The sequence below is a fragment of the Microcystis sp. LE19-131.1A genome, assembly GCF_027532015.1.
Lineage (GTDB): Bacteria > Cyanobacteriota > Cyanobacteriia > Cyanobacteriales > Microcystaceae > Microcystis > Microcystis ichthyoblabe_A.
On record NZ_JAPZSS010000002.1, the window covers coordinates 1 to 10,245 of the forward strand.

At 41.8% G+C, this 10,245-nt stretch carries 12 protein-coding genes and 3 pseudogenes; 7 read left to right on the forward strand and 8 right to left on the reverse strand.

The window, feature by feature from the left end:
* From O9323_RS00080 to O9323_RS00090, 3 genes are all read left to right on the forward strand, one after another.
* The coding region (locus O9323_RS00080; protein ID WP_288124500.1) for an RNA-guided endonuclease InsQ/TnpB family protein at positions 1–483 on the forward strand (483 nt) is incomplete at its 5' end.
* Between the two features lie 9 nt (positions 484–492).
* A complete protein-coding gene (locus tag O9323_RS00085; protein WP_024970062.1) occupies positions 493–1,383 on the forward strand; it encodes an HMA2 domain-containing protein in 891 nt (296 codons plus the stop codon).
* A 221-nt stretch (positions 1,384–1,604) separates the two neighbouring features.
* Positions 1,605–2,279 carry a DUF1345 domain-containing protein gene (locus O9323_RS00090; RefSeq protein ID WP_002742112.1) on the forward strand — a complete coding sequence of 225 codons (675 nt, stop codon included), beginning with the start codon at positions 1,605–1,607 and terminating at the stop codon, positions 2,277–2,279.
* Positions 2,280–2,490: 211 nt separating this feature from the next.
* Here the strand turns inward: O9323_RS00090 and O9323_RS00095 are convergent, their stop codons facing one another.
* Positions 2,491–2,907: a DUF29 domain-containing protein gene (locus tag O9323_RS00095; protein ID WP_002755203.1), complete on the reverse strand. Its 417-nt coding sequence runs from the start codon at positions 2,905–2,907 to the stop codon at positions 2,491–2,493.
* A 1,059-nt stretch (positions 2,908–3,966) separates the two neighbouring features.
* Between O9323_RS00095 and O9323_RS00100 the strand changes: the two genes are divergently transcribed.
* Together O9323_RS00100 and O9323_RS00105 are read left to right on the forward strand one after the other, a co-directional pair.
* Positions 3,967–4,275, forward strand: coding sequence for a hypothetical protein (locus O9323_RS00100; protein ID WP_002755204.1), 309 nt, complete (start codon positions 3,967–3,969; stop codon positions 4,273–4,275).
* Entirely contained in the window at positions 4,272–4,682 is a 411-nt protein-coding gene (locus O9323_RS00105) for a type II toxin-antitoxin system VapC family toxin (RefSeq protein WP_002755206.1), read from the forward strand. Before O9323_RS00100 ends, O9323_RS00105 begins: the two co-directional genes overlap by 4 nt.
* Positions 4,683–4,955: 273 nt before the next feature.
* On the opposite strand, the gene O9323_RS00110 is transcribed toward O9323_RS00105, so the two are convergent.
* Genes O9323_RS00110 through O9323_RS00125 form a run of 4 tightly spaced genes read right to left on the reverse strand, consistent with a single transcriptional unit; the run spans position 4,956 to position 8,137 of the window.
* Complete coding sequence (locus O9323_RS00110) at positions 4,956–6,143, reverse strand: 5'-methylthioadenosine/S-adenosylhomocysteine nucleosidase family protein (protein ID WP_130758007.1); 1,188 nt, start codon at positions 6,141–6,143, stop codon at positions 4,956–4,958.
* 47 nt (positions 6,144–6,190) lie between these two features.
* Positions 6,191–7,021: a hypothetical protein gene (locus O9323_RS00115; protein ID WP_130758006.1), complete on the reverse strand. Its 831-nt coding sequence runs from the start codon at positions 7,019–7,021 to the stop codon at positions 6,191–6,193.
* A 3-nt stretch (positions 7,022–7,024) separates the two neighbouring features.
* The gene (locus O9323_RS00120) at positions 7,025–7,921 is read right to left on the reverse strand and encodes a hypothetical protein (protein WP_288124501.1); all 897 of its coding nucleotides are present in this window, start codon (positions 7,919–7,921) and stop codon (positions 7,025–7,027) included.
* Positions 7,922–7,948: 27 nt separating this feature from the next.
* Entirely contained in the window at positions 7,949–8,137 is a 189-nt protein-coding gene (locus O9323_RS00125) for a hypothetical protein (protein ID WP_149106817.1), read from the reverse strand.
* Between the two features lie 323 nt (positions 8,138–8,460).
* On the opposite strand from O9323_RS00125, the gene O9323_RS00130 reads away from it, so the two are divergent.
* Positions 8,461–8,625 (forward strand): hypothetical protein, encoded by a 165-nt coding sequence (locus O9323_RS00130; RefSeq protein WP_004162426.1) that lies wholly within the window; start codon positions 8,461–8,463, stop codon positions 8,623–8,625.
* Between the two features lie 61 nt (positions 8,626–8,686).
* Here the strand turns inward: O9323_RS00130 and O9323_RS00135 are convergent, their stop codons facing one another.
* Entirely contained in the window at positions 8,687–8,947 is a 261-nt protein-coding gene (locus tag O9323_RS00135) for a DUF4926 domain-containing protein (protein ID WP_110545144.1), read from the reverse strand.
* Between the two features lie 6 nt (positions 8,948–8,953).
* A pseudogene (locus O9323_RS22465) lies at positions 8,954–9,196 on the reverse strand (DUF6883 domain-containing protein); the annotation flags it as partial.
* A 178-nt stretch (positions 9,197–9,374) separates the two neighbouring features.
* Between O9323_RS22465 and O9323_RS22470 the strand changes: the two are divergent.
* Positions 9,375–9,597: pseudogene (locus tag O9323_RS22470) on the forward strand (RNA-guided endonuclease TnpB family protein); the annotation flags it as partial.
* A gap of 30 nt (positions 9,598–9,627) precedes the next feature.
* On the opposite strand, the pseudogene O9323_RS00145 reads toward O9323_RS22470, so the two are convergent.
* Positions 9,628–10,108, reverse strand: a pseudogene (locus O9323_RS00145) (IS1 family transposase); the annotation flags it as partial.
* Positions 10,109–10,245 lie beyond the last annotated feature (137 nt).

The window sequence follows — 10,245 nt, forward strand, 5'->3', positions numbered from 1 at the left end:
AACAACTACCAAAAAGCTAGAAAGAGATATGCTAGAAAGCATTTAAGAGTAAGTAGGCAACGTAAAGGCTTTGTCGAAAAAGAGGCATTGCGCGTCATTAAATCTAACGATTTCATCGCCTACGAAAACTTAAATATTCAAAGCATGGTAAAAAACTCTAAACTTGCTAAATCTATTAATGATGTGGCTTGGTCTATTTTTCGACAATGGTTAGAATATTTTGGTTTTAAATATGGTAAGGCTACGGTAGCAGTAGCCCCCCATAACACGAGTCAAAATTGTTCTAATTGTGGTCAAAAAGTCCCTAAATCTCTATCTACGAGAACCCATACTTGTCCCCATTGTGGTTATGTAGAAGATAGAGACATTAACGCCGCTATCAACATTCTCAAAAAGGGACTAAGTACGGTGGGACACACCGAAACTAATACGCTTGGGGAGAGATTCCCTCTGGCGAATGCTGGATACGTCCTGCCAGATTAAGGAAACTCTATGAACCAAGAATCCTTCGCTTTTAGCGACGGGAGTGTCAATATGCTATTTGGTGGCACGTCTGAATTTTCCACAAATGCTACCCCCCCAATCTCCTATCAAGTGGTTAGCTCACTTCCTGGGCGAATCCGCTTGCGCGTCCCTTCCCTGCGCCAAAACCTAACAGGACAAAATATTCTCCAGAGAGCGATCGCTGCTCTAGAAAGCGTTACCAGCGTCCGCATCAACCCCTTGGCTAACTCAATCATTGTCACCTTTGCTGAAGAGAAAATGTCTCCCGCACAATTAGAGCAAGAACTGGCAACTGCGATCGGCAAGGCCGTAGCTTCAGCGAACCCAGGGGCAGAAGTCCCCCAGAAAGCCGAATTCAAGGCGGAAAAACAAGTTCCTCGTCCCCCGGAAGAGAAATTGCTGGTGAGGGAAAATCTGGCCGATGCAAAGGTGGGACGGATCAAAACAGTGATCAGTCCCCAGACAGGGGAAAGTAAAGATGATAAAAATCCTCTAAACGAGATAACGAGCCAAACTTTAGTTTATCGGCAGCTGGAAGCCTTGCCCGTCAATTCTTGGCAGCGCCGGTGTCAAGAGCAGGCTGAATCGATCGAGAAACTAGAAGATTGCCTCGCCGCCTTACAGCCGGTGGCAGCGATCGGTTCAGCTTGGCTGAGGCGGTGGTACGTCCACAGTCCGGCAACCATAGATTGCGCTGCCAGCACCGGCAGTGGTGCGCCAGTGGCGTTCCCCAAAACCCCAGAGTCTGAGGCACAATGGCAAGAGTTGGCAGCGGGGCAAAGGCAGGCGATCGCCCAATTGGAGCAATGCCTTGCCGATGTGCAGCGCCTAGCCGTTATTGGAGAAGCTCGATTGAAAAAATATCGCAAATACCTTTAAAAGTTCCAAAATACAGGCTCGCAGTCTCTATTTCAGGTACGAGGAGCGCAACTGATTAGGCTTTGTCTGGGACTAAATTGCCAATTCGATCGAGCATTTTTACCCGAAGGGAAGAGAGGGGCCAGTTGTCTGCTCTCACCGGAGAATTGACTGCTAGGCTATCCTGAGAAACCCATACCGTTTCAACTAAACTAGATCTGTGAAAATCAAGGCTCTTAAAAATGACCGCCAAGCAAAAAATGATTTTTCGGCTGACTTCTCCCATCAACCGGTTTCTCTTCACGCTGACAGTGGCAATTTTCGTTTATTTAATCACGGGAGAATTTTACCAGGAATTGCGGTTTCTCTTGGCTTACGATCTAGCGATACTAAGTTATTTGAGTGTTTTAGCAGTGCAAATGTCCAAAGCGACTGCGGAAGATACCTTTCGCTTGTCTCAACAGCAAGAACCCAAGGGTATTAGCACTTTATTTGCTGTGCTGCTATTTTCTGGTATGGGGTTAATTGCTCTTTCTTTATTACTCAACAACTCGAAGCAATGGTCTCCCTTGTTGACGAATTTGCACATGGGATTATCCCTATTAGCGATCTTTTTGTCTTGGACTCTGGTACATACTTTTTTCGCTCTGTATTATGCCAGACTCTACTACGATGAACTATCCGCAGAAGATTCATCCGCTTACCGCAAAGGTTTAGACTTTCCCAATCAAGAACTGGTGGATTATTGGGATTTTATGTATTACTCTTTTACTATCGCTATGTGTTACCAAACATCAGATGTATCCATTGAAAGTGTTGCGATGCGACGCATGACACTCTTTCATTCCATCCTCTCTTTTATCTTAGTAGCAGTAGTCATCGGTTTAGTGGTAAACATAATTTCTAATCTCATTTAATGGTAAAACAGACTTCTAATATAACCTATGTATTCTGGTTGCAAGGCTCTGCCTTATTCATATATATCATTCTCCAGGTAGAACCTGAAAATGGCGTTACTAGGTAGAACTTGGGAACGAGGTAAAATAACCTGTGTGGAACAGACTTCTAGCCTGTGGAAGTGCCTAGGAAAGTGCCTAAGTTTTAAGAAATCAAGGTGAGTTTCTAGCATCAAAATAAATCATTAAAATGATAAGGACAGGTTTCAGGGATGTTAGAAGGGGGATAGTCAATCAAATACAGGTCAACTGCATCCGAATAGATCCCTTGCCATTCTACTTCTAGCTTAGGCTTCATTGATGGACTGTAGCGACGCTTAAGAGTGTTAGAGAAAGCTTTGATTTCGGCTTGCCAATGGCGATTACACTCAGGCTTATTAGCATAATCAATCTTCAGAAAGTGTTGCATAATTCGAGTTAGTAAGAAGACCACTGCTTGATAATCACTACGTCCCAAAGCTTCGATTTCCTCAATCAGGTTTTCCCAGTCCAATTCTTGTAAATTTTGTTCTTTTAATGCTTGGGCTTGTTTCATTGTCCATTGATAGAAATCTGTCTCGTAAATTTTATCGATAGCTATCTGACTCATAAGTTAAACTCCTGTTAGATTGCAATAAAAAAATTATACAAATATAGATAGCAGCGGCTTTATTAGTCCCGACTTACATAAGCAAAGACAAATATTTCCACTTAAGCTCAGTCTAACCTTAAACGAGGCAAATGTCTATTTGGGGCTCTTCTAGGTTCTGTGTGATAAGTTTAACTTACATAGGGTTGATCGATCTTTGTGTCCTTTGTGTCTTTGTGGTTCGTTCCACCCCCTCGCTAGGAGAAATGTATCTTAGAATACATTTTACCCACCAAAGCTGGGAGAGCCTATTTGGGGGGAGCATCACATTTTCGAGGTTTATCCTAAAACTGGAACCCAACAGAAGAACCCGGCTGGTGGTAGGGAGATGCAGAGAAATAGGATTGCGGTCTCGCGTAGCGAGTGCCTTCGGCAACGCAGATATTGAGGTGAAAGCGGCTACTTTGGAAGCGATGAGGGCTGAGTTGGAGAGAATCCGCATTAGAAAGTCTAGTTTACAAGCTTCTCGTTTCGTAGTAACGACTTCAGTCGTCCCTGATTATAACCGTTTTTTTAAAACCGGATTTGGCCTAACGCTCTTCTGGAACTTTCGGAAATCCCTGACCGAATCCAGATTCTGAATCTCTTGGTTGACAAGTGATCGCTAACTTTTTTTCTAATAAAAACTCAAATTTTGGGTTTCTGTTAGTTAGCGATAGCTTGAAGGCTTACCCCATAAGAGAGCTAGAGTTTAGAGACTGTAAGACTTTTGCCAGAGTCCTGAAAGAGCGCTAATAGACATCTCCAAGAAATAAATTAACAGAGAATTAAGTGTGATATAATGAGATTTTAGTTTTTTGAGCCATGAATAAACTTCTCGAACATATCGAAAGCAATCCTCTTTTGAGAGAATATGTTGTTTGGTTTGCCAACCGTAAACAACTAAGTTAACAAGCGAACTCTACAAACACTTTGGCATAGCTGAACAAGAAGAGGCATTCCGCAAAGGTTTGATTCCTTATTTACCATCGATAAAAAACAACAAGACTGAAAATTTAGAGTCAGATAGGAGGGCTTAAAATGGTCAATACAATTAGTATTGTCATCTCCAAAAATCCCGATGGATATTTAGTCAAATTTCCTGAATTAGATACGATTGATTACCAAGATAGTTCTCTGGAAGGGGTTTTAAATCGACTCAAAGATGCCCTAGAAACTCATCTAATTTCTTCGGATATCTCTCAAAAAGAGACAACGGTCGAATCAATTTTAAAGATAGTCGATAAGTTGACGAGCGATTTCACAGAAGAGGAGCTTGAGCGGCTTCCTTCTGACGGTGCAGAAGAACACGATCATTATCTTTACGGGAGTCCCAAGAAAAGGCAATGAAACAAATTTTTGCCGACACTTTTTATTGGGTTGCTTTAATTAATCCCAAAGATAATTGGCATCAACGAGCGAGAGAAGTCACGTCCAGTCTCAAAAGTGTTGAACTTGTGACGACAGATGAAATTTTCGTGGAGGTGCTGAATTTTCAATCAGCGCAAGGGGCAAAGATGAGGCGGCGTACTGTCGAATTTATCGATGATATTATGCAAAATCCCTGCCTTCAAGTCATACCGCAAAATCGAGAATCATTCCGGGAAGGCTTCGAGTTATACCGCTGCCGTTCGGACAAAGAATATAGCCTGACAGATTGTATTTCAATGACGGTTATGCAACGCTTAAAAATCAGTGAAGTGTTAACCCACGACAATCATTTTAAGCAAGAAGGCTTCATAATTTTATTTGAATGATAACAGAGAGAGAAAATTAAAATTTCAGTCCGCCCAAGCCATGAAGAATCATTCCCAAACAGTAGTTGAACACTTTTAATCAGCAGCAGGAAATACTGAGGATTCGCTATCGGTTGGGAGAGGGGGAGACGGCGGAGTTTCTGGAGTCTCAGGTGAAGGGGGAAGGGTTGAGAGGGCAGTTGGTGGAGTTGGAGAGTTTGCAGCAGGAGAAGGTGAGGGAGTTGGGGCAGGTGACGGGGTTGGAAAAGGCAAGAGAAAACCCATCCAATTAACTTATGTTAACTCTCGGTTTCGTGGTTCAAGAGGCTGGTCTAACAAGAAATGCTTAGTAAAACCTGCGGCGACGGCAGCAGCATATTCTTGCCATTCATCATTCTTACTAGAATCAGCCAGATCGCAGATCGCTTTAATAACCAAATGTCGGACGCGCTCAAAACTCTGCCAAATAGCTGCGCTAAAACCGTAACCCTCCATTTCTACTGCTTGAATCTTGCGCTGTCCAGCAGCGATGTCATCCCGAACCGCAGCATCAGCAATAACTTTTTCCCCTGAAGCAATGACTCCATAGCTAATTTTCGGGCGTTCTTGGGTGCCGTCTGGTCTAGCGACAGGAATTGGGGCTGTCCAGTCAGCAACGGCAGAGACCCGTCCCCACAGCAGAGCATCAGCCTTATACATAAAAGGCTCCGGTTTCTTGCCATCAGGCGTTAGCTTACCTCTCTCGTAGTAATAAACATCGCTGGCAATAACTAGATCGCCTAAGTGTTGCCCCTTACTGGCTGCTCCTGCAATCCCAACCAATAACATGGCATCAGGATTCCAGTGTTGTATGGTATCGTTTACCAAAAGAGCCGCACTTACACCCGCCATGTCAGGTAATTGGGCAACCACAATTTCATAATACTTCCCGTCTTGAAGCGGCAAGCGTTTGCGCCAGTAAGTCCGAGTTTGTCGATTAACTCTATCTTTGTCGGTCATATTAAACGCTTGGCAGACGGCTTGGCGTTCGATGGCGATCGCCGTTATGATGGCAAAATCAATTAGAGGAGTTTCATTGTTATCCATACAATCTCTAAAAATAATAGATATAAAAATATTATACTTTCCTTGGGATTGCCGATTAATCCAATCAGGAAATTCAGACCATCCAAATTGTTGATCGAAGTCTTTAAGACGGTTTAATAATTGATTAACTTTCTCTCTAAGTAAATCTCGATAGCAGCTAACATCCTGTTGGTTAACAGCAGTATTAAACAAGTTCAACTGATCCCTTAGCTGCTGTGAAAACAGGTATAAATTGTTCGCCATTCGGAAGGCATTTTGATTATTCTGGCTTGTCAAAAGCTTAATATCTACACATAATTGAATAATGAGTTCAGACTGATTTTTCAGATATTCATCAGTCCCATCATCCTTTCTGATTAAACAATTAAAAAATTCTTGCATAGTTAAATTTGGCATAACTATCTCCTCGAAAATCAGCCTATGTCAAGTGCTTAAATTAAATCTCATTTTGTCCATTCAATTTCATCTAAGAGGGGAAAAGCATCTAGAATTGACGTATATTTCTGGCGAATTAGTGTTATCAGTTCTCTACGTCGCTCGTCTGTCACTGCTAAGTTTCTGTCATTTGATAAATCTTCAAGCTCCCTAGTAAGTTGATATAAGTCAGAGGCTACCGTATGGGTAGTGATAGCATAAAGATTGGTAATCAATCCCTCAATAGCACTAAGTATCTCTTCCGTTTCTTCCCCTTTCCTGATAAAGAATTCTCTTACTTTAGTTGCTGTAACATACTTAGTTAATTCAGGACATTTAGCAATATTACATAATTTATCCTGAATTATACTAGATGAAAAAGAGGATAAGGATATAGTTTTTAAGTCTTTGCTGATAACGCTAACATCTACTCCATCAGATTCAGCCCATTGAATTGCTTGTTTTAAAAATTCACGAGCTAGTTGTGGACTTGTATTAGCAAAGGCAGCAAAAATATGAGAATCTTGAGAAGGTTTTGCGTGAATAGTCTTTTTACGAGGACTGGAACTGGTCTCCCAAATATGAGGAGTTTTTTTGATATCACCTTTTAAAGGAGTAAGTTTTCCAGGTGTGGTGCTAGGAGGAGAAAGGTGTTCATTCCAGCACTCTGCATCAAGCATGACTGAACGAGTTTCTTTCGGATTGAGTTTAAAGATATAATCTTTTGCAATGACCGCGCTTTGATAGGTAAGATGGTTAGGCTCTGGTTCGATTATTGTACCACGAGGTATCTTAACTATTTTTTCAGTATCAGTTGGATTTTTCAAGGTAATCGTGACTGGAAAAGCGTATCCTGGCATAAACTATTCTCCTATCCTATGTCCTAGTTTAATGTCTTCTATAATTATCTGACCTGATGAAACTAGCACCGCAATATCTGTTTCATCTCGATCATCCACTAATGACAAGTTCATAGCAGATAAACTATACAGATTTATGTCCTCAGTATCAGTAAGTTTTTCTGAGTAATAATTGACTAAAGGCAATTTATCATTCATCTGAAGAATTGTTGTCAGAATAACATTCAATCCTCCTAAAGTTAAAGCGGATTCTGAATCTTGATTTGAAGAAACAGATTGCAAGGTTTTATTGAAGGTAGCCGACATATAATCAGATAATCTGTGTCCTTGTGCTAGACGCACACGAAGTCCAACAGGAACACTCATCCGTCTTACTGAACCATTAATTCGATTTCCAACCTCTCGAAGCTGACTGGGGGTACACAGTTCATAATCCCCATCTGTTTCATCAGTGTCAAATGGGAAGAAAAACCAATCTTCCAATGAACGGACATTGGCCTCTTTCAGAAAATGACTAATATATTCCCTCATGTTGTAGGAAATCCATATCCCTTGATAGTTGTGAAGCAATTGAAACGATGGATAATTTCGTTCAGGATAATTTCGTTGAGTTCGTGGATAATCTCGTTCAGACCGACTGATAATAATTTGCCTAACTTGTCTCTGAAGTTCTTCAAAATAGCTTCTTATCTGCCACAATTGAGAAAAGAAATTTTGCCAGGATTCACTAGGCAGGTAAATATGACAAGTTATTGCTGGTTGATCGGCGACTAAGGAATAGTGTATGTGTCCAAAATCCATGTGAATATGTCTAAATCTTTCGCGTAAAATACGCTCGATGCAATTTGTACCACCTTCATCAATTCTGTCCCCAACAATTGTCAAGTCTAGTTCCAACATATATTTATTATCCTTTCGTAAAAATTGCTAATCATTGGACTGTTGAAGTTTCTCCGAGATCGCATCCCTGACAAACTCCTGCCAATTCTCCCTGCACCTGATTTGCTCTAGCATCGAGGGACTCACGCGCAGGGACAACTTGGCGATTAACGGTTCATCCCTATCGGTGGTGAATTGATGGTGTACTAAGTGTGGGTTTCCTCCTGGTCGTGCCATATCTACCTTGTCTGAACTGTTGCCTCAATAGTAGCACGTCCCCGAACAAAACAGATTCCGTTCGAGGTCATTGTCAGGGAACTGTGACTGAGTGATCGCCCTTAACTTAGTGGCATTCCACCCATTCTCTAGGGAGTAGGAGTAACAGGCGCTCGCCGTCGGGCTCTTCTGGGTTCTGTGTGATAAGTTTAACTTATATAGTAGTGATCGATCTTTGTGTCCTCTGTGTCTCTGTGGTTCCTTCCACTCGCTCGCCAGCAGGACTGTATCTTAGAATACATTTTACCCACCAAACCTAAGAGAGCCGCCGTCGCATTTGGGTCATGATTGAGGTGGGACACCTATTGGGACTTTTAGGAGAATTTGTCCTAGTTGCATTGTACACTCTCCGAGAACAGAATGCTTGGTATAAACAGCAATTTTCCCAAAAATATCAGACTTTAATTAATGCTGTACTAAAAAAATATATGCTAGAACATAATTGTTAATTCCGTTTCTGGTTCATAGAAAACCTTTACTTGAGCCATAGCATTTTCCCTTAAGCAGAATTCACGCCGCCTCCAGTTCATAATGCAAGACCAGAAGCTCATCGCCTGGCAGAATAGCCATCGCATATTCCCGCCCCTGACTGTCAGAAAATTCCACTAAATATTGATAGCGCGAACCTTTTTCATATACCTCAACCACCGTTCCCACCTGTCCGCTTGGCAAGCTGGGGACAGCTTCATAATCTGGCTCAACTAAAGTCAATCGCTCCCGAGGGACGGAGTTGAGGATGGCAACCAGATCTAAGAGTTTGATGTCTTTCATTTTACTTCACTTGATAAAGGCAGAAATTAGGCGAGGGTTAGGATTAATTAAGCCGACTTCCCAGATAGTTCGCAGTTGTGTTCCTTCCCGTTTTGGTATCGTCCAATCCACTTTAAACTGCTGGCCGAATTCCGTGACTGCTTGTTGCACAACTTCCCCCTCCAGGGCAGCCTGTTCGATGAGCGATCGCAAAACCTCAGCATTCTCGGCAGTTATTCCCAGACGAGAGCGAAAGACTCTGGCTTTATCTTGAATGTCGGGGTGAAGACCCTCGCTTGAGCGCGACGGGATGAAACCCCGACCAGTATAAAACAGCGAAGCACGACATTTCGAGGGGCTTCGATGTAAAAGCTCAGTGTTTATAAAATCTTGACAATCCGATGCTCTACAGGTTAACTTAAAATAAGTTGTTTGAGGTCGATAAACAATGATTGTCTTAGAAATGAAAGCAGTCGTCAAACCAAGTCAATGTTCTGCCATTGATGAAGCTATTCGTACAGTACAATTCATCCGTAATAAGGCTTTAAGGCTTTGGATGGATGCCAAGAGAGAAGACAAAATCGATAAATATTCTCTCAATAAATATTGTGCAGTTCGCAGCCATTCAGTTCAAGTTTGTCGATACTCTAAATTCTACTGCTAGACAAGCATGGTGGTGATTCGGTAGTAGTGATGGCGGCTTAATCCTTTGCCAGGTGTGCATTGTAGTCATGGATAAAATACCAAACAGTTCCCCAACGTGATTCTCCATTTTTTTAGAGAAAGATAGACTCTCTCTCACCAACCGAGAAATCCTTTGTCGAAAGGTATTATTTAATCTTTCAATATGATTAGTTTGACCAGTTTCTTTCCCGACTGGTCGATGACGTTTACTGGGAATTACTGTCTTATATGACTCCCAAAAGTCTGTGTAAGCAACTGCACATTGTCGGTAAACGCCTGGTAAACTGGCCCCAAAGTTTTTTGGCTGATTGACGACTCCTATCTCCGCGCATAGCAACCAATAATTTCCCTTGTATTTCTATCAATTAACCGCCAAATATAGACCTTTATCGTCTTAGAAAAAACAAAAGACCACATTTCATCACATTCCATAACCAATTTACCTTTTGGTTTGTCCGAAACCTTTATTTGACGGGGGACAGCCGCCAGTTTATTAGATCTCTTGCATAAGTCTAGACAAAATAGGATAAAATAGTCCAAGAGTTAAGATTGAAAGATGAATTACGAACAAGTAAAAACTTTAAAGCCAACAGAGTTCAAACGCTTGTGTGGCGTGTATCCAGATACATTTAAGG

Excerpts from the sequence above, each read along its gene's own strand:
- O9323_RS00085 (WP_024970062.1), top strand. The coding sequence starts at position 493 with ATGAACCAAGAATCCTTCGCTTTTAGCGACGGGAGTGTCAATATGCTA.
- O9323_RS00090 (WP_002742112.1), top strand. The coding sequence starts at position 1,605 with ATGACCGCCAAGCAAAAAATGATTTTTCGGCTGACTTCTCCCATCAAC.
- O9323_RS00095 (WP_002755203.1), bottom strand. The coding sequence starts at position 2,907 with ATGAGTCAGATAGCTATCGATAAAATTTACGAGACAGATTTCTATCAA.
- O9323_RS00100 (WP_002755204.1), top strand. The coding sequence starts at position 3,967 with ATGGTCAATACAATTAGTATTGTCATCTCCAAAAATCCCGATGGATAT.
- O9323_RS00105 (WP_002755206.1), top strand. The coding sequence starts at position 4,272 with ATGAAACAAATTTTTGCCGACACTTTTTATTGGGTTGCTTTAATTAAT.
- O9323_RS00110 (WP_130758007.1), bottom strand. The coding sequence starts at position 6,143 with ATGCCAAATTTAACTATGCAAGAATTTTTTAATTGTTTAATCAGAAAG.
- O9323_RS00115 (WP_130758006.1), bottom strand. The coding sequence starts at position 7,021 with ATGCCAGGATACGCTTTTCCAGTCACGATTACCTTGAAAAATCCAACT.
- O9323_RS00120 (WP_288124501.1), bottom strand. The coding sequence starts at position 7,921 with ATGTTGGAACTAGACTTGACAATTGTTGGGGACAGAATTGATGAAGGT.
- O9323_RS00125 (WP_149106817.1), bottom strand. The coding sequence starts at position 8,137 with ATGGCACGACCAGGAGGAAACCCACACTTAGTACACCATCAATTCACC.
- O9323_RS00130 (WP_004162426.1), top strand. The coding sequence starts at position 8,461 with ATGATTGAGGTGGGACACCTATTGGGACTTTTAGGAGAATTTGTCCTA.
- O9323_RS00135 (WP_110545144.1), bottom strand. The coding sequence starts at position 8,947 with ATGAAAGACATCAAACTCTTAGATCTGGTTGCCATCCTCAACTCCGTC.